Genomic DNA, 23,905 nt, shown 5'->3' with positions numbered 1-23,905 from the left:
CCTCGCATCGGAGCGTGCCGATGACGAGCGAGGCGATGGATCCGACCCGGGAGCGGCTGCGGCGGTGGCGGATGGTGCTGGGCGGGGACGACGCCGACGGCACCGGGTGCGCGCTCTCCGGGCGGGACGCCGCGATGGACGGGGCGCTGTCCGCCCTGTACGGCAAGGGGGACAAGGCGCAGTCGGGGAGAGACCGTTCGGCGGGGCTCGGGGCGTCGGCGCCGTCCGTGGCGCGATGGCTCGGGGACATCCGGACGTACTTCCCGTCGTCCGTCGTCCAGGTCATGCAGCGGGACGCCATCGACCGTCTCGGGCTGAACACCCTGCTGCTGGAGCCGGAGATGCTGGAGGCGGTGGAGGCGGACGTGCATCTCGTCGGCACGCTGCTGTCGCTCAACAAGGCGATGCCGGAGACCACGAAGGAGACGGCAAGGGCCGTCGTGCGCAAGGTCGTCCAGGACCTGGAGAAGCGGCTCGCCACCCGCACCCGGGCCACGCTCACCGGTGCCCTCGACCGCAGCGCCCGTATCAGTCGGCCACGTCACCACGACATCGACTGGAACCGGACGATCGCGGCCAACCTCAAGCACTACCTGCCGGAGTACCGGACGGTCGTACCGGAGCGGCTCATCGGGTACGGGCGGGCGTCGCAGTCAGTGAAGAAGGAGGTCGTCCTCTGCATCGACCAGTCGGGGTCGATGGCGGCGTCCGTCGTGTACGCGTCGGTCTTCGGGGCCGTGCTGGCCTCCATGCGGTCCATCAGCACGCGGCTCGTCGTCTTCGACACATCCGTCGTCGACCTCACCGACCAGCTCGACGACCCGGTCGACGTCCTCTTCGGCACCCAGCTCGGCGGCGGCACGGACATCAACCGGGCGCTCGCGTACTGCCAGTCGCAGATCACCCGGCCCGCGGAGACGGTGGTCGTGCTGATCAGCGACCTGTACGAGGGAGGTATACGGAACGAGATGCTCAAGCGGGTCGCCGCGATGAAGGCGTCGGGGGTGCAGTTCGTGGCGCTGCTGGCGCTGTCGGACGAGGGAGCGCCCGCCTACGACCGGGAGCACGCTGCCGCGCTCGCGGCGCTGGGCGCACCGGCCTTCGCCTGTACGCCCGACCTGTTCCCGGACGTGATGGCGGCGGCCATCGAGAAGCGGCCGATTCCAGTGCCGGACACGGTGTGAGGAGGCGGTCTCAGGCGGCGGTGTGAGGGGGCGGTGTGAGGCGGCAATGGCGCGGAACGGCTGGTGATTTGTCGACCTGGTGACGTCCGACTTGGGCCAGCAAAAGGGACATGAGGCGTATCGGGAACGGGGGGCTTGCGTAACCTCGGGAGGGCCGTGCGAGTATCGGACACCTGTTCAGCGGTGCGCCGCGCTCCGCTCGTCCGTACCGCGTCGCATCGACTCGCCGCTCATCACGCGTACTTCGCTGCACTCCACGCGTACTTCGTTCCGTCGCACGGGAGGACCGTCGCCCCTTGACCTGGCCAGCCGCTTCGCCGGGTGCCGCTCTGCGCGTCGTGCGCAGGGCGGCCGGGCGGCGTGCGCTGCAGGCGGTGCTGTTGGTGGGCGGTCTGTTCGCGCTCGGGTTCCTGTGCGGAGAGCGGGCGTATGCGGCTGACGGGGTGTCGGTGAGCACTGGGTCCGTCTCATCCGCGTCACCTGCGTCGTCCGCGTCACCTGCGTCGTCCGGGTCGCCAACCTCGTCTGCGTCGTCAACCTCGTCCGCATCCTCCGCCGATCTCCGGTCGGCGACGGAGAGCGCGGTCGAGGGGCTCGTGGCCGTACCGGCTGAGCCCGGCGTTCGAGATGAGCCGACCGCTCCGGCCAAGCCGACAGCTCCCCGGCGCCCGGCGCCTCAGGTCCAGGCACCCCTGGGCCGGCCGGCCGGAGACGCCGTGCGGACAGTGACCGAAAGCCTGACCGAGGGGCGGGCCGGCGTGCAGGCGAAGGTGCCGCCGCTGGCGTCGTTGCCCGCGTTGCCCACCCTGCCCGTCCTGCCGACCGCGCCCGAGTCGCCCGCGTGGCCGAGCACGCCAGGGCTGGAATTCCCCGGCCTGCCAGAGCTTCCCGGCACGGAACTTCCCGGCACCGACCTCCCCGGCACCAACCTCCCCGGCACCGACCTCCCCGGCACCGACCTTCCCGCTCTGCCCGCGGCGCCCGGACAGACGTTGCCCGTGCCCGTCACCGGGACTCCGCAGCCGGGGCCCCCGGCGCCCGCGTCGGGTGCAGGGCGTGACGGCGAGGGGCGGCGTACCGGCAAGGAAGCGGCGAGCGTTGTCTTCGGCCCTCGGTTCGTTGCCGAGGTCACCGCGTCCCACACCCCGGTCGCCGACGGCGCGCACCGTGGCGCGACCGCCGGCTACGCCCCCGTCCGACCGGCGCCGATCGATCACCCGAGCGGTGTGCTGGGCAACCGTTCGGCGGGCGACAGCGGTACGTCGCGGCACGGTGACGCGCACGCCGTCTCGCTGAACCAGCGGGCTCCGCTGCGGCTGGTGCCCGGCGCCGCCGCCCGCGTCGACGCGGACGAGACCCAGGACAGGCACCGGGACATCCCGGTTTCCCCCGCATAGGCCAGTAGGCCGGCCCTCCCCGCCGTAGACCTGCCGCGCGGGGGCGGAAACAGGTCTGCCCACCCGTCCGGACACCCCCCCCAGCTCTCGGATGTCCCCCGACATCCCCCGGACGCAAGCCGCTGGCGCCGTACCCGGTCCCGCTGGTCCCCGACTTCCCGGACCGCGACCGCAACCGGCGCCGCAATGTCCCCAACCGTCCGAAGCCCCGGAGCTGTTCGCAACTCCGTTCCTCCGGGACCTTCGGAACCCCAAGATCTAGGGATCCGACGCACGCATGAACAAGAACATCCGCCGTTCGATCGTCATAGCCGCCGGTGTCACCGGCGCCTGGGCGCTCGGTTCGGCCGCCGCCAGCGCGGACGATCTGCCCGCCTCCGCCCTCTCCGTACCGGACACCACCACCGACGCGACCGCCGCGGCCGACAGCGCCGACGACCCCGGCCTGCTCGGTGCCGTCACCGGCACCGTCAACGGCGTCGTCTCCGACGTGACCGACACCGTCTCCGGCGTCACCGACGGCGCCACCAGCACGGTCACCGACACGGTCACCGGCACGGTCGACGACACCGCCGGTACGGCCCAGACGGCGCCCGCGAGCGCCGCCGAGCAGGCCCGCCGTTACGTCGACGCCAAGGTCGCCGTCCCGTCCGCAACCCAGGCCACCAAGGCCGCCAACGCCAACAAGGCAAAGGGCGCCGCCCAGGTCATCCAGGGTGCCAAGGCCGCCCGCGCGGACAAGGCGGCCGCGCACGCCGAGGCCCATGTCTCCGCGGGCGCCGCCGATGCCGTCACCGACCTCCGGAACGCCCCCCAGGACGCCGCGGACGCCCCGGACGTCCCCAGCACCATCGACTACCTCTTCGGCCCCCTCGCCGCCTTCGCCCCCGAGTTGGAGAAGGCGCTCGCCGCAGCCCAGACGAAGCTGCAGGGCACGCAGGCGGCGGCCCGTTCGCAGGCGCAGGGCGTCGAGGGCGTCGTACGGACGAAGACGCAGTACGCCGTCGCGGGCGCGGGCCGCACCGTGGCGGGTGTGCAGGGCGCCGGACAGGGTGCCGTCGCCTACGCCGACAGCAGGACCGCGGGCGCGGCAACGGCCGCCCAGTCCACCGCCACCGGCAGGGCCACCGCCGTCAAGACGGCCGCCGAGGCCTCCGTCTCCGCCGTCCCCAGCCATGTCACCGGCACGGTCGGCGGCGTGGAGCAGCGGGTCGTCGGCACGGTCAGTACTGTCCGCGGCACGGTCAGCACCGTCCCCGGCACGGTCTCCCCGGTCGTAGAGCAGACCGCCGACGCGGCCGTCCCGCCGATCGCCGCCGAGGCCGTCAACGGTGTGCTCCCGGTCGCCGGGCAGGCCGTCGAGGGCGTCGTCCCGGCCGCCCGGCACGCCGTCGCCGGTGTCACCCCCACCGCCACCCACGCCGTGGCCGGGGTGACCCCGGTCGCCGGGAACGCGGTGGCCGGCGTCCAGCCGGTGGCCGCCGCCGCGGTGGCCGGGGTGACCCCGGTCGTCGGCCAGGCGGTGGATGGCGTCGTGCCGGTCGCCCAGGGTGCCGTGGCCGGGGTCGCCCGGACCGCCGGGCACACGGTCGACGCCGCGACGGCGCTGGCGTACGGCGTCGTCGCCGACGTACAGCCCGTGGCCGGCCAGGCCGTCGCCGGCGTCCAGCCGGTCGCCGCCGGTGCGGTCCAGGGGGTTCAGCCGGTCGCCGGTGGGATCGTCCAGGGCGTGCAGCCGGTGGCCCACGGCGCGGTGGGCGACGTCCAGCACCTCGCGTACGGCACCGTCGCCGACGTCCAGCCCATCGCCTACGGCACCGTCGCCGACGTGCAGCCGGTCGTGCGGGGCGTCACCGCGGACGTGCCCCCGTACGCCACCGGCCTGGCCGGCCAGGTCACCGCCGACGGCACCGGTGCCGTCCTGCCGCCGGTCGCCGGCACCGCCGTGCACGGTGTCGCGCCGGTCGCCGAGCAGGCCGTCCGGGACGCGGGCGCGCTCGCGTACGGCGTGACCGGCGACGTCCGGCCCTTCGCGGGCGGTGTCGTCGGCGAGGTCGACCCCTTCGCGCACGGCGTGGCCGGGCAGGCCGTGCCCTTCGCCGAGGGCGTCACCGAGCACGTGCAGCCGTTCGCGTACGGCGTCACCGGTGCCGTCCAGCCCGTCGTCGACACGGTCATGGACACCGTCCAGCCGGTCGTGCACGGCGTCGGTGGCAGCGCCACGACGTTCGCGTACGGCGTGGCGGGCGACGTGCAGCCCTTCGCGGGCGGTGTCGTCGGCGAGGTCGACCCCTTCGCCCACGGTGTCGCCGGCCAGGTCGCGCCCTTCGCCGGGGACCTGACGGGAACGGTCCAGTACTCGGCGGACCCGCTGGCCGGCAACGCCGTCACCGGCGCGCGGGGCGTCGGCCAGTCGATCACCCCGGGTTACGCGCAGGACCTCCACCACGGCGGCGCGTCCGGCATCTGACCGCACACCCCTGCACCACCCCGCACCACCCAGCAACACCTCGCACCACCCAGCAACACCTCGCACCACCCAGCAACACCTCGCACCACCGCCGCCACGGCGAGCGCGACCACCGCGGTCTCACGCACCGCATGCGACGCGGCCCGCGCTCCCGAGGCGACCGACCGACTCCACGGGGCGGACGGACCCGGACGGCCGAACACCGTCGGCCGATCCGACCGGAACCCTGCGGAAGGGCCGCGTGCTCCCCATTGGGGTGGGGGGCACGCGGCCCAGAGCCCACAGGGGCGGCCCATTCATGCCCCTTTGGGCTGTTCAAGGGGCCTCACCGGGCCAACCCCAGCCCGGTGAGGTCCTTCCCTTGTCACGACCGGTGCGCTACCGGCGCACTACCGGAACCTCACACTCGGCACCCTGTGTCAGAGATCTTTGCTGATCGCGGCATCATGTGACAGGTATCACCGCTCAGGTGTGACCCTCGATTTAGGGGCCTCCTGCAACCAGCGATAACCTGCGAGACGGACATGCCGCGCGCTCGGACACCGTGTGCGCCTCCCTTGTGACAGACAGCGGTCGGACGTCACGTTGCCCTCGCGGCACGCCCACGCAGACAACGAACCGCGAGATCACTGATAGGGACGGAAGCGCGTGGACCTGTTCGAGTACCAGGCGAGGGACCTCTTCGCCAAGCACGATGTACCGGTGCTGGCCGGTGAAGTCATCGACACGCCTGAGGCGGCCCGCGCAGCCACTGAGCGCCTCGGTGGCAAGTCCGTCGTCAAGGCACAGGTGAAGGTCGGCGGCCGTGGCAAGGCCGGTGGCGTCAAGCTCGCCGCGAACGCGGACGAGGCCGTCGCCCGCGCGACGGACATCCTCGGCATGGACATCAAGGGCCACACGGTCCACAAGGTGATGATCGCCGAGACGGCCCCGGAGATCCTGGAGGAGTACTACGTCTCCTTCCTCCTCGACCGTGCCAACCGCACCTTCCTCTCCATCGCCTCCGTCGAGGGCGGCATGGAGATCGAGGAGGTGGCGGCCACCCGTCCGGAGGCCGTCGCCAAGATCGCGATCGACGCCATCGACGGCGTGGACGAGGCCAAGGCCCGCGAGATCGTCGAGGCCGCCAAGTTCCCGGCCGAGGTCGCGGACAAGGTCGCCAACGTCCTGATCAAGCTGTGGGACACCTTCATCAAGTCGGACGCCCTCCTCGTCGAGGTCAACCCGCTCGCGAAGGTCGCCTCCGGTGACGTCATCGCCCTCGACGGCAAGGTGTCGCTCGACGAGAACGCCGAGTTCCGCCACCCCGAGTACGAGGAGCTCCACGACAAGGACGCGGCCAACCCGCTCGAGGCCGCGGCCAAGGCGAAGGGCCTCAACTACGTCAAGCTCGAGGGCGAGGTCGGCATCATCGGCAACGGCGCCGGCCTGGTCATGTCGACCCTGGACGTCGTCGCGTACGCCGGTGAGAAGCACGGCAACGTCAAGCCGGCCAACTTCCTGGACATCGGCGGTGGCGCCTCCGCCCAGGTCATGGCCAACGGTCTGGAGATCATCCTCGGCGACCCGGACGTCAAGTCCGTCTTCGTCAACGTCTTCGGTGGCATCACCGCCTGTGACGAGGTCGCCAACGGCATCGTCCAGGCACTGAAGCTCCTCGAGGACCGCGGCGAGAACGTCAGCAAGCCCCTCGTCGTCCGTCTCGACGGCAACAACGCCGAGCTCGGTCGGCAGATCCTCACCGACGCCAACCACCCGCTGGTCCAGCGCGTCGACACCATGGACGGCGCGGCCGACAAGGCCGCCGAGCTGGCCCACGCCGCCAAGTAAGCACTCAGGACGAGGACACAACACACCATGGCTATCTGGCTCAACAAGGACAGCAAGGTCATCGTCCAGGGCATGACCGGCTCCACCGGCATGAAGCACACGAAGCTCATGCTCGGTGACGGCACCGAGGTCGTGGGCGGCGTGAACCCGCGCAAGGCGGGCACCTCCGTGGACTTCGACGGCACCGACGTACCGGTCTTCGGCACCGTCAAGGAGGCCATCGAGAAGACCGGCGCCAACGTCTCCGTCATCTTCGTGCCGGAGAAGTTCACCAAGGACGCGGTCGTCGAGGCCATCGACGCCGAGATCCCGCTGGCCGTCGTGATCACCGAGGGCATCGCCGTGCACGACACGGCCGCCTTCTGGGCGTACGCCGGCAAGAAGGGCAACAAGACCCGCATCATCGGCCCGAACTGCCCCGGCATCATCACGCCGGGTCAGTCGAACGTCGGCATCATCCCGGGCGACATCACCAAGCCGGGCCGTATCGGCCTGGTGTCGAAGTCCGGCACGCTGACGTACCAGATGATGTACGAGCTGCGTGACATCGGCTTCTCGACCGCCGTCGGCATCGGTGGCGACCCGATCATCGGCACCACGCACATCGACGCGCTCGCCGCGTTCGAGGCCGACCCCGACACCGACCTGATCGTCATGATCGGCGAGATCGGTGGCGACGCCGAGGAGCGGGCCGCGGACTTCATCGCGAAGAACGTGACCAAGCCGGTCGTCGGCTACGTCGCGGGCTTCACCGCGCCCGAGGGCAAGACCATGGGCCACGCGGGTGCCATCGTCTCCGGTTCGTCGGGCACGGCCCAGGCGAAGAAGGAGGCGCTGGAGGCTGCGGGCGTCAAGGTCGGCAAGACGCCGACCGAGACGGCGAAGCTTGCTCGCGAGATCCTGGGTGGCTGAGCGTAGTTACGGCAGCTAGCTGAACGTTGGTGGGCCCGTTCCCTGCGTGGGGGCGGGCCCGCTGGCGTTGCCGCTCGCCCGCGCTGGCGGCGTGCCGCCTGCGCCCACCCGTGCCGCCCCAGCGGAACGACTGCCCGCAGGCTGCGTAAGCCGCTGCGAGCGAGGCCCGCGGTTGCGCGGGTGGGCGTCGCCTCGGTCGGCACAACCGCCCGCAGGCTACGCGGGCGGTGACTGCAGCTGACCCAGGGGCGCGGGGAACTGCGCGACCAGCCACGACGGGCCCGCAGTCGGGGGACGGCCGTAGCCGCGATGGCGAGTTGCCGCATCGCTCACCCCGTTTGCGGCGCCAGCCGTTCCGGCCCGTTCTGCGCCTCCGACCGCAGCTTCGCCCTCAGCTTCAGCTCTTTCTCCGACAACGGCCCCGGCGCCACCCTCGGCGGCACCCCGAGCACCGTCTGCCCCGGCGGCACAGGCGGCTCGTAGCGGGTCGGAGCCGTCCGCAGCGTCAGCGCCGTCGTGCCGATGAGGGCCACGGTGAACGCGATCGCCGCCCGCGTCCAGAAGCGGGCCCGGCGTTCGCTGCCCTCGCGGACCGTCACCGGCTTGGCCGCGCGCAGGCGCTCCGCGGAGGCCAGTTCGGCCAGGCGCCGGTTGAGTTCGACGGGGTCGGACAGGCCCGGCAGGCGGGCGGCGACCGCGGCGCGGGCGTGGAGCAGGCGGTTCGCGGTCGCCGGGGTGCTCGCCTCCGTCTCCGCCGCCGTTTCGGGCAGGTCGAGGCCCACACCGTCGTAGAGGAGAAGCGTGCGGCGCTGGGGCGCCGGGAGTTCGAGGAGCACGTCCAGCAGGGCACGGTCGGACGCGTCCGGCGGCGGGGGTTCGGGGTGCCGGTAGCGGGGGCGGAACCGGTGCCAGGGGGAGAGGGCGCAGTCGTACGCCGTCGCCCGCACCCAGCCCGCCGGGTCCCGGTCGCGGGCCACCTCCGGCCAGCGCTGCCAGGCGAGTTGGAAGGCCCGCTCGACCGATTCGCGGGCGAGTTCGCGGCGCCCGGTGAGCAGGTACGTCTGCCGTACGAGGGCGGGGGCGCAGAAGGCGTAGAGCGCGTCGAAGGCCTGGGCGGGGGTCAGGGGACACTCCGTCACCTCGGGTGCGGCCGGGGGCTCCTGATCCCACGTCTCCTGAGCCTCCGTCTTCTCCGTGAGGGAACCGAGCAGTTCCGCGTACGCCTCCCTCCTCCCGCCCCGCGGCGTCCTGCGGCCGATCTCCCACGCGCGTACCGTCTCGCGGCTGACGCCCACCCGTGCCGCGACCTGATCCTGCGTCAATGAACTGGCCTCGCGCAGGCGTCGGCGTTCCTCGGGCGGGGGGAGCGGGAATGCGGGGCTCTGCGTCACAGCACGCCCTTTCGTGGGAAAAGTTAGATAAACACATATTGGGCGACACATCGGAGCTTCGCCTGTTACGACGGAAAAGCGCGTGTCGTTGGGAGCATGGCGGGCGTGATTGACATGACCGCTCGCAGAACGCCCCCGTCACCCCCGTCGTCCCTGCTCACGCGGCTGCGCGGCCGAACGCCCGGGCTGGGCGCCAGCCTTGTGTCCGGCGCGGTGGCGGCGGGGCTGGGGCTGGGTGTGTTCGCCGTACTGGTGATGGTGCTCTGGGTCAGTTCGCCGTATCCGGACAGCGGGCCGGGGGGCGCGCTGCGGATCGCCGCCGTGCTGTGGCTGCTGGCGCACGGCGCCGAACTGGTCCGCACCGACACTCTCTCCGGCGTCCCCGCGCCCGTGGGGGTCACGCCGTTGCTGCTGTTCGTGCTGCCGGTGCTGCTGGTGCACCGGGCGGCGCGGGACACGGCGGCGGACGGGGGCGAGGGGGTGCCGCTGGTGGCGGGGCGCACCGCGTGGGCGGGTGTCGTGCTCGGGTACCTCGGGATCGGGGCGGCGGCCGCGGTGTACGCGGCCGGGGGTGAGTTGCGGCCGGCGTGGTGGTGGACCGGGCTGTGGGTGCCGGCGGTCGTGATGGGGGCGGCGGGGGCGGGGGTGTGGACGGCGTGCGGGCGACCGCCCGAGGTGGTGGAGCGGGTGCTGGCCGGGTTGCCGAGATGGGTACGGCGGCTGGTGCCCGGGGTGCGGGCCCGCGCCCGTTTCGGTGCGGCGGCGCGCGCGGCCACGGCCGGCGCGGCGGCCCTCGTCGGGGGCGGGGCCCTGCTGGTGGGCGGGTCGCTGGTGTGGCACGGCGGGGCGACGCAGGCGTCCTTCCTGCAGCTGACGGAGGGGTGGTCGGGGCGGTTCGCGGTACTGCTGCTGTGCCTGGCGCTCGTGCCGAACGCGGCGGTGTGGGCGGCGGCGTACGCGCTGGGACCGGGCTTCGTGCTCGGGGCGGGGCATGTGGTGGCGCCGGCGTCCTCGGCCCCCACGCCCTTGCTGCCGCCGCTTCCGTTGCTGGAGGCGGTGCCGGACGCGGGGGGTGCGGGGCCGGTGCAGTGGGGGATCGGGGCGTTGCCTGTGGTGGCGGGGGTGGTGGTCGGGTGGTTTGTGGCGGGGGCGGCGGTGCGGGGTGGGGGCGTTGGATCCGCAGGGGCTGGGACGCAGGGCGGGCGGGCCGCCGAGGGGGCCCGGACCCAGGGTGGGCGGGCATCCGCCACGGCCCCGTCTCGGGTCGGGCAAGTGGCTGCCGAGGTCTGGTCGGGTGGGCGGACTGCCGCGGTCGCGGTGCTGGCTGCCGTGCTCTGCGCGGTGGTGGTCGCCGTGCTGGCCGGTCAGTCGGGTGGGCCGCTGGGGGTCGGGATGCTCGCGGACTTCGGGCCGGTGTGGTGGCAGGTGGGGGCGGCGACGTTGGCGTGGATCACGGTGGTGGCGGTTCCCGTGGCGGTGCTCGCCCGGGCGTGGCGGTGCCGGGCCGGGGCGGGGCGCCGGGCGGAGCGGCTGAGCGAGACGCAGGGGGCGCGGATCGGCAAGCCGCGGGTGGAGGAGTCGGGGGAGCGTGGCTCGCAGGACAGCGGCTCGGGGAAGGGCGACGGGGCGCCGACGGACTCGAAGGCGGACTCGAAGGCGGGCGCGAAGACTGGCTCGCAGGCGGGCGCGAAGGCGGACTCGAAGACCCGGCACAAGGCTTACGGCCAGGACGCCCCGCTCACGGCACCGGCACCGGACCAGCCCGTTCCGCATCAGGGCAAGGACCACGACGCCCGGTCCGCGAAGTACGACGAGGACGCCCCGTACGAGGGTTCCGACCAGGAGATCCCGCACGTGGAGTACGACCACGACACGACCTTCGAGCCGTACGACTACCCGCCCGCCGAGCCGTCCCCGGAGCCGCCGGCGAAGCAGTCGCCGGAACAGTCACCGGAGGCATCGCATCCACCGGAGCCCGCCCCCTGAGCGCACTCCGGAGCCGGACCCGAACCCAAACCCCTCAGTCCGTCGTCCCCAGAACTCCCCGCAGCTCCTTCGGCAGAAGCTCATTGCACGCCTGCTTCGCCTCGTTCGTCAGCGCGTCATTGGTGCAGGTGTAGTAGTCGCTGTAGACCACCTGCGCCGTGAACCCGGCGGCGACCACCGCGATGGCGAGGGACGCCGTGACCAGGCCGCTCACCGCCGCCGTCGTCTGGGGGCGGCCGCCCGGCCGGGGGGCCGGGGTGTCGGGGTCGGGGGTGCGGGGCTTGGTGCGGAGGCTGGTGATGCCCCAGTAGAGGGCCAGCGCGCCGAGCAGCAGGGCGACGTACGGCCAGCTGAAGAGGGCGAAGAAGAAGGCCCACATACCGGAGAGCAGGGCGAAGCGAGCGCGGCGCTGGGCGGGGTCGGTGGGGTCCCAGCGCATGCCCGAGCCCGGGCCGCCGTTTCCGGGGCCCTCGGGGCCGCCGCGGGGACGCTCTCCGAAGCCGTCGGGGGAGCGGCCCGGCTGGCGGTCGCTCCACTGGCTGCCCCACGGCGAGTGCCCGCCGCCTTCGCCCGACCCCCGCGCACCGTCCTCGTCCGAAGGGCGCCGCGGCTGCCACGGGCGGTCCGGCGTGCCCTCCGGCGGCGGGGCGAAGGGGTTGTCGTCCTGGGCGCCAGTGCCCTGTTCATCGCCGGACTTCTTGCCCGAGGGCGCGTCGGGAGGCGAGGCGGGCCGCTCTCGCAGCAGGACGGCGCCACGCTTCCCTCCCTGCGCGGACTGCGGAGGGAGGGTGAGGAGTCGCAGGCTGCGGTCCGACATCAAGTGAGCGTCTTCCCCTTGGTGAACAACTGATCTTGGCAAACGACTGATCTTGGTGAACGACTGATCCGACATGAGCTGTCACTTCGTGAACGCACCGCACCACCACCGCGTTCCCGGGCCAGCTCCCCCAGACGCTACCTTCCGGCCACGCCCCCGTCCCGTGGGGGCTGTCCGTAGTGCCGGTATCGTTGCTGACGGTCGGCCGCTTCGTAGACTTCCCCGTATCCCGGGGCGCGATGCATTCGTACGAATATACAAAGCACCGGCCGCATGAAGAACGCACCCCCGAGAAAGGGCCCCACCGTGGCCGCCAAGCCCGTGGCCGAGCGTGCCAAGCGCCTCGTCGTGCTGGTCTCCGGATCCGGCACCAATCTGCAGGCGCTCCTCGACGAGATCGCCGCCGTCGGTCCCGAGGCGTACGGCGCCCAGATCGTGGCCGTCGGTGCCGACCGCGAGAACATCGAGGGGCTCGCGCGGGCCGAGCGCGCCGGGCTGCCGACCTTCGTGCGGAAGGTCAAGGACTACGGCAGCCGGGAGGAGTGGGACGCGGCGCTCGCCGAGGCCGTCGCCTCCTACGAGCCCGACCTCGTCGTCTCCGCCGGGTTCATGAAGATCGTGGGCAAGGAGTTCCTCGCGCGCTTCGGCGGGCGGTTCGTGAACACCCACCCGGCCCTTCTGCCCAGTTTTCCCGGCGCCCACGGCGTCCGCGACGCCCTCGCGTACGGCGCCAGGGTCACCGGCTGCACCGTCCACTTCGTCGACGACGGCGTCGACACCGGGCCGATCATCGCGCAGGGCGTGGTGGAGGTCCGGGACGAGGACGACGAGAGCGCTCTGCACGAGCGCATCAAGGAAGTCGAGCGAAGGCTGCTCGTCGAGGTCGTGGGGCGGCTCGCCCGCAACGGCTATCGCATTGAGGGACGAAAGGTAGTTATCCAGTGACCGCCACCGCCGAGAGCAACAAGCGGCCCCTTCGCCGGGCGCTCGTCAGCGTCTATGACAAGACCGGGCTGGAAGACCTCGCGCGCGGGCTGCACGAGGCCGGTGTCGAGCTCGTCTCCACCGGTTCCACGGCCGCGAAGATCGCCGCGGCGGGCGTCCCCGTCACCAAGGTCGAGGAGCTCACCGGCTTCCCCGAGTGCCTGGACGGCCGCGTCAAGACGCTGCACCCGCGCGTGCACGCGGGCATCCTCGCCGACCTGCGCCTGGAGGACCACCGGCGGCAGCTGGCCGAGCTGGGTGTCGAGCCGTTCGACCTCGTCGTCGTCAACCTCTACCCGTTCCGCGAGACCGTCGCGTCCGGGGCCTCTCCCGACGAGTGCGTGGAGCAGATCGACATCGGCGGTCCGTCGATGGTGCGCGCCGCCGCCAAGAACCACCCGTCCGTGGCGGTCGTCACCAGCCCGGCGCGGTACGCCGACGTCCTGGCGGCGGTCCGCGACGGCGGCTTCGACCTCCCCACCCGCAAGCGGCTCGCCGCGGAGGCCTTCCGGCACACGGCCGAGTACGACATCGCGGTCTCCTCCTGGTTCGCCTCCGCCTATGCCCCGGCCGACGACTCCCCGTTCCCGAGCTTCCTCGCCACCAGCCTGGAGCGCGCCCACACCCTGCGCTACGGCGAGAACCCGCACCAGCCCGCCGCCCTCTACACCGCGGGCACCGGCGGCCTCGCGCAGGCCGAGCAGCTGCACGGCAAGGAGATGTCCTTCAACAACTACACGGACACGGACGCCGCCCGCCGTGCCGCGTACGACCACGACGAGCCGGCCGTCGCGATCATCAAGCACGCCAACCCGTGCGGCATCGCGATCGGCGCGGACGTCGCCGAGGCGCACCGCAGGGCGCACGCCTGCGACCCGCTGTCGGCGTTCGGCGGCGTGATCGCGGTCAACCGTCCGGTGTCCAAGGAGATGGCCGAGCAGGTCGCGGAGATCTTCACCGAGGTCATCGTCGCGCCGGACTACGAGGAGGGGGCCGTGGAGGCCCTCGCCAAGAAGAAGAACATCCGCGTGCTGCGCGCCCCCGGTCGCCCCGAGTACCCCGTCGAGGTCAAGCCCATCGACGGCGGCGCCCTCCTCCAGGTCACCGACCGCCTCCAGGCCGACGGCGACGACCCGGCCAACTGGACCCTCGCGACGGGCGAGGGGCTCAGCGCCGAGGAACTCTCGGAACTCGCCTTCGCCTGGAAGGCCTGCCGGGCCGTCAAGTCCAACGCCATCCTGCTCGCCAAGGACGGCGCGTCGGTGGGCGTCGGCATGGGGCAGGTCAACCGGGTCGACTCCGCGAAGCTGGCCGTCGAGCGGGCCGGCGCCGAGCGCGCGCAGGGTTCGTACGCCGCCTCCGACGCCTTCTTCCCCTTCCCCGACGGTCTGGAGATCCTGACCGAGGCCGGGGTCAAGGCCGTTGTCCAGCCGGGCGGTTCGGTCCGCGACGAGCTGGTGGTCGAGGCCGCGAAGAAGGCGGGCGTGACGATGTACTTCACGGGGACGCGGCACTTCTTCCACTGAGCCGCACGGATTCGACTGAGCCGCACAGGTTCGACTGAGCCGCACAAGTCGCAGGGCCCGCCGTTCACCTCGACGGCGGGCCCTGCGTCATGTGGAACTCCGCAGGGCCGCCCAGGTGTTGGGCCCCACCTGGCCGTCCACCTCAAGTCCCTTGGCGCTCTGGAACTGCTTGACCGCGGACTCGGTGTCCCTGCCGAACTCGCCGTCCACGCCCGCGCTGCCGACGTTGTAGCCGCGCTTGCTGAGCATGCACTGCACCTGGACGACGCGTTGGCCCTTGTCGCCGTAGTCGGTGAGCTTGGTGCCGGAGTAGTACGTGCACTGGGAGTTCCAGGGCGGAGTGGCGGGTGTGGTGGCGGTCTCGGTGGGGGTGGCGGTCGGGGCGGTGCCGCCACCGCTGCCGCCGCTGTCGTCGCCGTCCGATGTGGGGGAGGCTTCGGCGGCGGGAGTGGACTGCGTCGCGCCTGCGCCGCCTTCGGGCGCGTTCGGGCTCTGCGACGTCCCGGCCTGCGCCTGGCTGGTCTGCTTCCCCTTCCCCTTTCCCTTCCCCTCCTCCTTCTCTTTCTCCTTGTCGCCGGAGGGAGAGGCGGAGGAACTGGGCAGGCGCGAGGTCCCCGTGTCGTCGGGGGCGGTGCTGCCGGCTGCCGTCGGTGCGGCGGAGGCCGTTTCGTCGAGGGACGGGCGGGTGAGGAAGAAGGCGCTCGCGGCGACGGCGCACACGGCGAGGCCCGCGGCGACGGCGAGGTACGCCTTCCGCTTCCTCCGGCCGCCGCCGTCCTCGGGGTGTGTGGCCGGCATGGTGGCGGCGTGCGGCTCGGGCGGCGTGGGCGGCCCGAAGGTGGGGCCGTGGGCCGGGAACGCCGCGTGGTCCGGCGCGCGCAAGTGGACGGTCTCCTGGACGGCGAGGCGTTCCAGCGCGTCGCAGGCCTGCCCTCGGGCGATCAGCCGGGCGCTCAGCGGCTCGTGCCAGACGGCGGCGCGGCCGTGACCGGCGGCCGTGGCGGCCTCGGTGAGTTGCCGTGGGGTGGGGCGCCCGGAGGGGTCCTTGGCGAGGCAGGCGGACAGCAGGCCGGCCAACGCGGCGTCCACGGCGCCGAGTTCGGCCATGATCTCCTGCTTGGGCTCCTCGAAGGCCACCCGGTGCATCACGTCGACGCCGGTGCCGTCCCCGAACGGGGCGTGCCCGGTGGTGGCGTAGATGAGGCTCCCCGCGAGCGAGAAGACGTCGGAGGCGGTGTCGCACCGCCCCTCGCGCAGATACTCGGGCGACATGAAGGCGGGCGTGCCGACCCTGCTGCCGGTCGAGGTGATCGCGCTGCTGTCGGCGGCCTGCGCGATGCCGAAGTCGATGACGTGCGCGCCCTGCGGGGACAGGATCACGTTGGACGGCTTGAGATCCCGGTGTACGACATCGGCGGCGGCCATCGCCGACAGGGCCTGCCCGAGGTCAGCCACCAGCCGCCACACGCCGGCCGGCGCCAGCGTGCCGCAGTCGCGCACGGCGTCGGCGAGGTTGAGGCCGGGCACGTACTGCGTGGCCATCCACAGCAGCGTGTCGTCGAACCCGGTGCCGAGCAGCTGCGGCGCACGCGGGGTGTGCACGCGGGCGTGCAGGGAGGCCTCCCGCTCGAAGCGCCGCCGGAACCTCGGGTCTTCGGCGTACTCCGGGCGGATCACCTTGACGGCGGCGAGACCGGGGGAGTTGTCGGCGGGGCGGGCGAGGTAGACGCGGCCCATGCCGCCGGTGCCGAGGAGGCCGAGGGGAGCGTAGGGGCCGATGCGGCCGGGGTCGGTCCGCTGCAGCGGTGTCGCGCCCGCCTGCTTCAGGGCGGCGTCACCGGACGCCGGGGTGTGGGACGGCATGGACTGCCGCTGGTCTGTCATCGGTCCCCCGAGTGCTGTTCTGCCTGCCTCCCCAACGTGCGCTTGTGTCACGCCAGTTGAAGGGAGGCTATCGCGTGGGGGCGGGGTAGTCGGCCTCAGGGAGCCCCGTGGCTCCGGAATGCGCCGGGAGCGAGCCGGTCCCTGCCGGGACGGCCGCGGTGAGCGGGGGAAACGTGACGCTCACCGCGGCCGCGTGCGCGGAAGTGGGGGACGGCACCTCGAACTTCTCAGGGTCCCCAGGGTCTCAGTGGTGTCGCCGACTGCACGACATCGAAGGGCTACGCGTCCAGCAGGTGACCGCTATCGTTCCGCGCCCTCCGATGTCCTTGCGGGCAGGTGTCAGGCGCAGGACCGGTAGTCGTACCCCGCGGCCCGGAGCTTGTTGCTCTCGTAGAAGCTCCACTTGCCGGTCTGGCCCCGGTAGACGGGGAAGCTGTGCTTGCTGCCCTTGTACGTCAGGATGTACACCCGGTTGGAGTCGTAGTTCACATACCGGGAGTTCGTCAGCTTGGAGCCGGCCTTCGTGAAGGTCTTCTTGCCCACGATGCCGTCGGCGGTCAGACCCCAGCGGGACTGGAGCTTCTTGGTGGTGTACTTGGTGTTCGAGCCGAAGACGCCGTCGACGTCCGCGTCGTCGTACGTGGAGCCGTCCGACTCGGTGGCGCCTTCCGCCCACAGGATCTTCTGCCACAGGCAGCTCACGTTGGACTTGGTGTGCGAGGCGGTCGAGACGGTGCCCTCGTCGTTCCAGTCGTCGTAGGTGTAGCCGGAACCGCTGACGTATCCGTTGGAGGCGGCGGCCGAGGCCGGTGCGGCGCCGAAGGCCAGGGTGCCCGCCACGGTGGCACCGATGGCGGCAACGGTCAGACGGGCTCGGGTGTTACGGAAGTTCATGGTGTTCCTTCCCCGTTGGTTGTCGTGAAGAGGTCGCTCCGGGCGACGCAGATGTCACTGTGCGGCCGACGGGGCGCGCGTGGTACCTCCAACGTTTCAGGGTCGGCCGCCGCGCCGCCCACTTCGCACCACACGGTCTTGCCTCGCGGATGCCGGTCCACGCCCCAGCGCCGGGCGACCGCGGTGATCAGCAGCAGGCCCCGCCCCATCTCCTCGCCCGCGTCAGGCCGACGCGCGATGAGCCAGGTATGTGCGTCGGGGTCGGTGACCTCCACCCGTGCACAGCCGTCGTGACCGTGGGTCAGACGGAGTGTCACCGGCGTGCCCTCGCCGACATGGGTGATTACGTTCGTCAGCAACTCGCTTACGCAGAGCTGGATTTCGGGGCAAGGGCGGTTGAGATGCTCGCGTACGGCACGGCGGGCCTCGGGGACGGCTTTGGGGAGCGCGAGCAGTTCGAGGACGAGCGGTCGGGTCACCGCTCGGCCGCCTTGCGCAGGGCGGAGATCAGGGCGCGGGCGGTGGTCTGGTTGCAGTTGCCGAGTGCGATGAGAGGCCGCGTGGGGAGGGTGCCCGCGAAGGTCGGCAGGTCGATGCCGAGGGAGGGGAGGGTGATGCCGTTCGCCTCCAGGGCGGTGCGGAGGTCTTCGACGCAGGCGTCGGTTTCGTGGTGGGGGTTCATGGGGGTACGCCTCCGTGTGCGTTCTGTGCTGGATTGCTCACAGAGTGGCGTCAAGGTGCGTACCGTAAAAGGGGTTTGGGGTTCGCACGGCAGCTTGGGAAACGGTGGTGGTGGGTGTGCCCGCGAAGAAGGACCCTGACGCGTCGATGAATGTCCCGTGCTTCTACGGCGCTGAGTTGCGCTATAGGCGGGAGCAAGCGGGGCTGACGCTGGAGCAGTTGGCGGACGGGAGTTTTCGCGGGATCCCGTTCCTCAGCCAGATCGAGCGCGGGGAACGGGGGATGCCGATGGATCTGGCCCGGCATGTGGACGAGCGGCTGGGCACGGACGGGTTTTTCCAGCGGCGCTGCGAAGACGTCGCCAAGGCGCGGCGGGCGGGGCATCCGCTGTACTACGCGGATGTGCCGGACCTGGAGAAGCACGCGGAGACGTTGGAGGAATGGGCGCCCAACGTCATCCCAGGCCTCCTGCAGACCGAGCCGTACATGCGGGTTCTCATGCGGCACGGGGAGTCGTCGCCGTCCCGAGAGCTGATCGAGCAGCGTGTCCGCGCGCGGCTGAAGCGTGCGGAACTGTGGGATCGTGAGCAGCGGCCTGCGTACTGGGGGATCCTTCGCGAGTCAGTCATTCGGACCCCGCTTATGCCGCCGGGGCAGATGGCCGAGCAGCTGGAGCACATCGTGAACGTGATCCGGGCCACGGAGAGTGTTTTGCAGATCGTCCCGCAAACGACCGCCGCGCACCCCCTCATGTACGGCATGGCCAAGATCATGACCTTCCCTGACGCGCCGCCGCTGGTGTGGACGGAAAGCAACTTCGATGGCCAGATTGCCGACTTTCCGGCCCTCGTGAAGGAGTACCGCAGGTCGTACGATCTCCTCAGGGCCGTCGCACTCCCTCCCGCGGCGTCCCTTGCCTTGATCGAAGAAGCAGCGAGGAACTACAGAGATGAAGCGCAGCAAGGGGATTGACCTGAGCTCCGTCGCCTGGCGCAAGAGCAGCTACAGCAATGGTCAAGGCGCCGACTGCCTCGAAGTAGCCGACAACCTCCCCGGCATCACCCCCGTCCGCGACTCCAAGAACCCCAACGGCCCCGCCCTCGTGTTCCCCGCCCACGCCTGGGGCGCATTCGTCGGGACACTCAAGGACGGGGCCGCTCTGGACGTCAGCGACAGCTGAGGGACCTGTACGCGGCGCTCCTCCAGGCGCCGTCGGCGTAGAAGCCGTACCGGCCCTTGTCGTTGCGCTTCACGGTGAACTCGTGTGAGCCGCCCTGGTACTTGAGCGTAAGCTCCCTACCGCTGGCGGTGCTGCCGGAGACGTACTTCAGCCTGCCGGGTTTGCCGGCGGTGTTGAACGTCCGCGGGTCGGCCTTGCCGGTCGTGTTGATGTTCCAGCGGGACTGGAGCTTCTTGGTGGCGACGCGTGTCTCCGCCGAGAAGTTGCCGCTGATCTTCGACTCCTTCAGCAGGCCCTCGGCCCACAGGATCTTCTGCCACAGACAGGCGGCGTTGGACGGCGAATAGGCGCTGGTGGACACTGTGCCCTCGTCCCCCCAGTCGTTGTTGAAACTGCCGCCGCCGCTGACGTAACCGTCGGAGACGGCCGCCGATGCCGGAGAGGCGCCCAGGGCCAGCGTGGCGCCGACAGCCGCGCTCATGACGGCGGCGGTCAGGGCCGAGGCCAGGCGGGGCCGGTGCGTATGGATGGTCATGTGGTTCCTTCCCCCGTCGGACGCTCAGGCCTTCCGCATCCAGACTTCGTAGCCGGTGGCCGTCCAGTTGGTGCTGTCACCGGGCGCCTTGGAGAAGTAGTCCTTGTCGCCCTGGGGGCAGGCCTTGGGCGAGTAGTCGGTGTCGGACTTTCCGCCGCTGCCGTACCAGTTGATGACGACCTGGGCGCAGTCCCCGTCGTCGTCAAGGTCCTTGACCCAGCCTGAGGCGGACGTGCTGGTGATGGTCCCCGCCGACTGGCCCCAGGTCGTGGACTTGCTCCACGTGCCCTGGGCGGTGAAGTCGCCGCTGGCGGCCACACGGACCCAGCCCTCACCCGGAGCCGCCTGAGGCGCCGAAGGGGCGGCGAGGGCGGGTGCGGCCGAGCCGGCGAGGAGAAGCGCCGAGGTGATGGCTCCCAGGGCGGTCTTGCGTATCGAGGTCATGCGGTTCACTCCTTGGCTCCGATTCCGTCTTCCGTCGTGCTTGCCTCCTGACTGTGACGGCAACGGGATACGGCCGGAACCTCAAAGGTTTCAGGGTGCCAAATCCCGGGTCACTGACCAGGCACTTTCCATGCCGGGAGTGGCCCGGATCTGCCAATACCTTGGCGGTGAAGCGGGGGGCCTGGGGCGCTAGCAGTTCTTGCTGACGACGTCCTTCCACGTCTGGCCCGTACCCGTGTACTTCGTGCCGTTGAAGTGCACGGGCTCGCGGTCGGCCTCCGTGGGGATGCCGGTGAGCTTGTAGCGCTGCTCGTAGTGCAGGTGCGCCCAGTTGCCGCTGTTGCTGCCGGTCGCGCCGATGCTGCCGATCCTGGTCTTCGCGGTGACCACGTCGCCCACCTGGACGTACGTGTCGTGCTTCTCCTTGAGGTGGTAGTACGCCGTGTACCAGCCGGCGCCGTGGTTGATGACGATGACGTTGCCGGCGCCCCGGTCCCAGAAGGTGCGGGCCACCGTGCCCAGGTAGCCGGGGTACACCGCCTTGCCCGACGACCCCGTGTTGTCCTTCACCACGATGTCCACCGCAGGGCTGTGGCCGCTGTCGTAGGTGTCGATCCGCCAGTGCGTGTCGCAGGCGAACGGCATCTGGAACCTGGGCTTGGTCACGTCCGCGATCGCGTCGGTCACCTGGTCCGTGTCGGGAGCCGCCGTGGCCGTGGCCGTGGCGGTGAGCTGGAAGCCGAGTGAGAGCGCGAGGGCGCCGGCCGCGAGGGCCACGGGCGTCTTGCGGTGTCGGTTCAGGGCGGTTGTCTTCATGTGTGTCTCCCCGTTCTCGTTCTTCTTGGTTGTCGTTCTTCGTGGTTGTAGGGCGGACCGGCACGACGACCGTCGGTTCAGCAGGAGCGAACCCATTCATGAGAGCGGATCACCAGGCCGCCGGGGTCAGGGAAGTTGACCTTCTGGAGCTCCTGGATGCAGCCGAACGGCTCTTTCCACTTGGCCTTGCGGAAGAGCTTGACGTCGTGGTGCGGATCCCCGACGTAGCCGTTGTTGAAGGCCGATCTCGGTCGGGTGGTCTTCGCCCAGTCGCAGGTGATGACGCCGCCGATCCAGTCGTGGTCGCGCTCGTACCAGGCGCACATCTCGCCCTGTCCGTCCGGCTTCGTGAAGAAGCAGACGTCTCCCTGGTCGCAGCGGGCGTACCCCTGGGGCGCGGGCTCGCGCAGGGCGAGCAGCCCGGCGGTGGCCAGCGACACCGCCGCGATCGCCGCGAGCGAGATGAGGACGGCCGGATGCGGGCCGCGCCGCGGCTTCAGCCGGGGCAGCCGCGGGGAGCGTGCCGCCCCGGCCGCGGCCTCGACCCGGCGCAGCAGGGCCTGCGCGGTGTGCGGGGCCCGGTCGGCGTGGGTGGGGGCGAGGCAGTCGGTGACGATCTGCCGCCACACGTCCGGGAGTTCGGGCGAGAGGCGGAGCTCGTCGCGGCCCTTGGCGTAGCGCTGGACCGCTTCCCGGCGGGCCGTCGGGTTCGTTCCGGGGAACGGCAGGCTGCCGGTCAGCACCAGGTGGGCGATGATGCCGAAGGCCCAGATGTCGGCGGTGGGACGGGTCTGGTGGCCACGTTCGCCGACCTCGGCCCACAGCAGTTCGGGCGGGGTGTAGTCGGAGGTCGTGAACGCGGGGGAGTAGGCGTGGGTGCCGTCCAGTTCGGCGGCCATGTTGAAGTCGGCGAGGCGTGCCGAACCGTCCGCCATCAGCAGCACGTTGGCGGGCTTGAGGTCGCCGTGCACCCAGCCCGCGTGGTGGAGGTGGGCCACTCCCTCGCAGATCTGGGCGACCAGGGAGGGTCCGCCCGGGACGGCGACGGCATGGCCGGCGGGCGCGCCCCTGCGGCCCCGCAGCCGCGCCGACAACTGGTCGAGCAGCTGGTCGAGGGAGCCCTCGGCGCGTTCCAGTACGAGGACCGTGGCGCCGTCGAGGCCGGGGCGGGCCGGGTCGTCCACGGTCAGGGCCTCGTACATCCGGATCAGGCGCGGACGCTGCAATCGGCGCAGCAACTCGGTCTCCCGCTCGGCGAGTTCCCGCAAGTGGTGCAGTTGGCGTGGCGTTTGGGTGCCTGTGGGCAGGAACTTCAGCGCGACCTCGGTCGGCAGGCCCTCGGCGGGCTCGGCGGGCTCGGCGGGCTCGGCGGGCTCGGCGGGCTCGGCGCGCCGGGCGGCGTACACACTGCCGAAGCCCCCGGACGCGATGGGCTCGCGCACCTCCCAGGCGCCGACGCGGTAACCCCGCGGGACGTCCACGGCGTGGGCCGACGAGTCGGCGCTCATCGGACGACGCTCCTGTTCCCGTGAAGCAGGATCAGGTCGTCCTCGCGTACGAGGTCGAAGCGCAGGGCCAGGGAGACCAGGCGCTCCTTCTTGCCGTTGAGGCGGGGGCCGCCGCCCGGCGTGGAGTCCGGAGCCGGTTTGAGGCGCAGTTTGACGGCCAGGTAGTCGATGTTCCACGCCACCGACGCGCGGGAGACCGACGGCCACAGTGGGCGCAGCCGCTCGACCAGTTCCTCGGCGGTGGGCAGCGGGGCGTGCGGCTCGCCGCGCAGGCGCCCGGCGCACAGGGCGACCAGGACCTGGAAGTACCGCTTGCCGCGGTCGAGCGGGAAGGCGCATGTCGTGGGCGCCCCGTCCCGCGGGCCGGGGCGGTCCAGGAAGTCGTGGCGCGGGGCCCAGACGTCGAAGCTCAGCAGGTCGCTCCCGGCGGGCAGGACCACGCGGGCGAACTCGAAGGGCACCGGGGCGTCGAGCCGGCCGGGCGCGACCTTGATGTGCTCACCCGCGCCCTCCGGGTTCTCGACCACGTACGTCTGCGCGCTGCTCAGGTTGCTGAGCCGCCAGTAGGCGCCCGCGGCGGTGATCTCTCCGGCCGTACGGGAGACGCCCTCGTGCGCGATGGTCAGGTGCGGGCTGTGCGGGCTGTGCGGGCTGTGCGGGCTGTGCGGGCTGTGCGATGGTGCCACGCGGCCGAACGGCAAGGCGTCGCCCGGCTCCAGGCGAAGGTGGTCGTCCGGGCACGCGCTGTGCATGGGCACGACGATGATGCTGTGCATGACTGTTTCCTCCCCCGACAGAAACTGGGGTCAGGGTAGGAAGGGAAAGCGCGGGCATCCCAAGGGCATGCAAAAAACGGCGTGTCGTGTACAAAATGTGCGAGGTCATGCGATAAAGGCGAACGGCCTCCGGCCCTCCCCCGAGGGAGCCGGAGGCCGCGGATCGGGCGGTCGGCAGGTCAGCAGAAGCAGGTCAGCGGGTCAGCAGACCGGCAGGCCCGGCACCGGCTCGTAGTTGTTGCCGCCCGAGACCTTGGTCGCCGGGAACCAGCCCCAGGCCTTGTGCTCGCTGCCGGTGTCGCCCTGGGTGTAGAGCCACCAGTCGTTACGGGCGTTGCCGACGGGCGGGTTCGGGAAGCTCGGGTCCTTCGTCTGGCAGACGAACCAGTTGTCGCCCGCGTACAGGTAGCCGATCTTGTTGCGGTACCAGATGATGTCGCCGCCCTGGTAGTTGTGGCAGTAGCGGGCCGTGTAGGTGCGCCCGTCGGGGTCGGTCTTCGTGCCGGCGTTCCCCCAGCAGCCGTTCGGTGCCGCGGACGCGCCCGTCGGTGTCAGGGCGACGGCGCCGGTGGCCAGTACGGCCGCCGCGCCCAGCGAGGCGAGCATGCGCTTCATGGTCGGTGTCCTTCCGGTGTTGCCACCCCCGTTGGTGGACACGACCACCGTGCCGCCGGCCGCCCGTGAGCGGTA

General features: G+C 71.6%; 22 protein-coding genes. 10 read left to right on the top strand and 12 right to left on the bottom strand.

What is annotated here, in order from left to right; genetic code table 11:
• Positions 1 to 20: 20 nt before the first annotated feature.
• The 5 genes from QQM39_RS16410 (at position 21) to sucD (ending at position 7,793) form a co-directional block, all read left to right on the top strand.
• A complete protein-coding gene (locus QQM39_RS16410) occupies positions 21 to 1,184 on the top strand; it encodes a VWA domain-containing protein (protein ID WP_301997536.1) in 1,164 nt (387 codons plus the stop codon).
• Positions 1,185 to 1,900: 716 nt separating this feature from the next.
• Complete coding sequence (locus QQM39_RS16405) at positions 1,901 to 2,581, top strand: hypothetical protein (RefSeq protein ID WP_301997535.1); 681 nt, start codon at positions 1,901 to 1,903, stop codon at positions 2,579 to 2,581.
• Positions 2,582 to 2,858: 277 nt separating this feature from the next.
• Complete coding sequence (locus QQM39_RS16400; RefSeq protein WP_301997533.1) at positions 2,859 to 5,051, top strand: hypothetical protein; 2,193 nt, start codon at positions 2,859 to 2,861, stop codon at positions 5,049 to 5,051.
• A 648-nt stretch (positions 5,052 to 5,699) separates the two neighbouring features.
• A complete protein-coding gene (gene sucC / locus QQM39_RS16395) occupies positions 5,700 to 6,881 on the top strand; it encodes an ADP-forming succinate--CoA ligase subunit beta (RefSeq protein WP_301997531.1) in 1,182 nt (393 codons plus the stop codon).
• A gap of 27 nt (positions 6,882 to 6,908) precedes the next feature.
• Complete coding sequence (gene sucD / locus QQM39_RS16390) at positions 6,909 to 7,793, top strand: succinate--CoA ligase subunit alpha (RefSeq protein WP_301997529.1); 885 nt, start codon at positions 6,909 to 6,911, stop codon at positions 7,791 to 7,793.
• A 329-nt stretch (positions 7,794 to 8,122) separates the two neighbouring features.
• Here the strand turns inward: sucD and QQM39_RS16385 are convergent, their stop codons facing one another.
• Positions 8,123 to 9,184 (bottom strand): helix-turn-helix domain-containing protein, encoded by a 1,062-nt coding sequence (locus QQM39_RS16385; protein WP_301997528.1) that lies wholly within the window; start codon positions 9,182 to 9,184, stop codon positions 8,123 to 8,125.
• 96 nt (positions 9,185 to 9,280) lie between these two features.
• Between QQM39_RS16385 and QQM39_RS16380 the strand changes: the two genes are divergently transcribed.
• Positions 9,281 to 11,170, top strand: coding sequence for a DUF6350 family protein (locus QQM39_RS16380; protein ID WP_301997526.1), 1,890 nt, complete (start codon positions 9,281 to 9,283; stop codon positions 11,168 to 11,170).
• A 34-nt stretch (positions 11,171 to 11,204) separates the two neighbouring features.
• On the opposite strand, the gene QQM39_RS16375 is transcribed toward QQM39_RS16380, so the two are convergent.
• Complete coding sequence (locus QQM39_RS16375; RefSeq protein WP_301997524.1) at positions 11,205 to 11,987, bottom strand: hypothetical protein; 783 nt, start codon at positions 11,985 to 11,987, stop codon at positions 11,205 to 11,207.
• Positions 11,988 to 12,293: 306 nt separating this feature from the next.
• Between QQM39_RS16375 and purN the strand changes: the two genes are divergently transcribed.
• Entirely contained in the window at positions 12,294 to 12,932 is a 639-nt protein-coding gene (purN, locus tag QQM39_RS16370) for a phosphoribosylglycinamide formyltransferase (protein ID WP_301997523.1), read from the top strand.
• Positions 12,929 to 14,497, top strand: a complete 1,569-nt coding sequence (gene purH / locus QQM39_RS16365) for a bifunctional phosphoribosylaminoimidazolecarboxamide formyltransferase/IMP cyclohydrolase (protein ID WP_301997521.1) — start codon at positions 12,929 to 12,931, stop codon at positions 14,495 to 14,497. The genes purN and purH overlap by 4 nt, the downstream gene beginning before the upstream one ends.
• 87 nt (positions 14,498 to 14,584) lie before the next feature.
• Here the strand turns inward: purH and QQM39_RS16360 are convergent, their stop codons facing one another.
• The 4 genes from QQM39_RS16360 to QQM39_RS16345 form a co-directional block, all read right to left on the bottom strand.
• Entirely contained in the window at positions 14,585 to 16,381 is a 1,797-nt protein-coding gene (locus QQM39_RS16360) for a serine/threonine-protein kinase (RefSeq protein WP_301997519.1), read from the bottom strand.
• Positions 16,382 to 16,720: 339 nt separating this feature from the next.
• Positions 16,721 to 17,275, bottom strand: coding sequence for a peptidoglycan-binding protein (locus QQM39_RS16355; protein ID WP_301997517.1), 555 nt, complete (start codon positions 17,273 to 17,275; stop codon positions 16,721 to 16,723).
• Complete coding sequence (locus QQM39_RS16350) at positions 17,272 to 17,754, bottom strand: ATP-binding protein (protein WP_301997515.1); 483 nt, start codon at positions 17,752 to 17,754, stop codon at positions 17,272 to 17,274. Before QQM39_RS16350 ends, QQM39_RS16355 begins: the two co-directional genes overlap by 4 nt.
• Entirely contained in the window at positions 17,751 to 17,957 is a 207-nt protein-coding gene (locus tag QQM39_RS16345) for a hypothetical protein (RefSeq protein ID WP_301997514.1), read from the bottom strand. Before QQM39_RS16345 ends, QQM39_RS16350 begins: the two co-directional genes overlap by 4 nt.
• A gap of 116 nt (positions 17,958 to 18,073) precedes the next feature.
• Here QQM39_RS16345 and QQM39_RS16340 point away from each other — a divergent pair, with 116 nt between their 5' ends.
• Both QQM39_RS16340 and QQM39_RS16335 read left to right on the top strand, forming a co-directional pair.
• Positions 18,074 to 18,928: a helix-turn-helix transcriptional regulator gene (locus QQM39_RS16340; protein ID WP_301997512.1), complete on the top strand. Its 855-nt coding sequence runs from the start codon at positions 18,074 to 18,076 to the stop codon at positions 18,926 to 18,928.
• On the top strand, positions 18,906 to 19,136 hold the full coding sequence (locus QQM39_RS16335) for a DUF397 domain-containing protein (RefSeq protein WP_301997510.1): 231 nt from the start codon (positions 18,906 to 18,908) through the stop codon (positions 19,134 to 19,136). The genes QQM39_RS16340 and QQM39_RS16335 overlap by 23 nt, the downstream gene beginning before the upstream one ends.
• Here QQM39_RS16335 and QQM39_RS16330 read toward each other — a convergent pair.
• The 6 genes from QQM39_RS16330 to QQM39_RS16305 all read right to left on the bottom strand — a co-directional run bounded on the left by QQM39_RS16330 (position 19,123) and on the right by QQM39_RS16305 (position 23,830).
• Entirely contained in the window at positions 19,123 to 19,671 is a 549-nt protein-coding gene (locus QQM39_RS16330) for a peptidoglycan-binding domain-containing protein (protein WP_301997508.1), read from the bottom strand. The genes QQM39_RS16335 and QQM39_RS16330 overlap by 14 nt on opposite strands.
• Positions 19,672 to 19,695: 24 nt before the next feature.
• Positions 19,696 to 20,115, bottom strand: coding sequence for a hypothetical protein (locus tag QQM39_RS16325; protein WP_301997507.1), 420 nt, complete (start codon positions 20,113 to 20,115; stop codon positions 19,696 to 19,698).
• Positions 20,116 to 20,304: 189 nt separating this feature from the next.
• Positions 20,305 to 20,931 (bottom strand): M23 family metallopeptidase, encoded by a 627-nt coding sequence (locus tag QQM39_RS16320; RefSeq protein WP_301997505.1) that lies wholly within the window; start codon positions 20,929 to 20,931, stop codon positions 20,305 to 20,307.
• A gap of 77 nt (positions 20,932 to 21,008) precedes the next feature.
• Positions 21,009 to 22,439 (bottom strand): protein kinase, encoded by a 1,431-nt coding sequence (locus QQM39_RS16315; protein WP_301997503.1) that lies wholly within the window; start codon positions 22,437 to 22,439, stop codon positions 21,009 to 21,011.
• Positions 22,436 to 23,215, bottom strand: coding sequence for an FHA domain-containing protein (locus tag QQM39_RS16310; protein ID WP_301997502.1), 780 nt, complete (start codon positions 23,213 to 23,215; stop codon positions 22,436 to 22,438). The genes QQM39_RS16315 and QQM39_RS16310 overlap by 4 nt, the downstream gene beginning before the upstream one ends.
• Before the next feature lie 201 nt (positions 23,216 to 23,416).
• Entirely contained in the window at positions 23,417 to 23,830 is a 414-nt protein-coding gene (locus QQM39_RS16305) for a hypothetical protein (protein WP_301997500.1), read from the bottom strand.
• Positions 23,831 to 23,905: the final 75 nt, after the last annotated feature.

It is taken from the genome of Streptomyces sp. DT2A-34 (genome assembly GCF_030499515.1).
In the GTDB taxonomy this organism is placed as follows: Bacteria; Actinomycetota; Actinomycetes; order Streptomycetales; family Streptomycetaceae; genus Streptomyces.
Note: the sequence above shows the minus strand (reverse complement) of the source record. Positions and strands in the feature narration are given on the sequence as shown.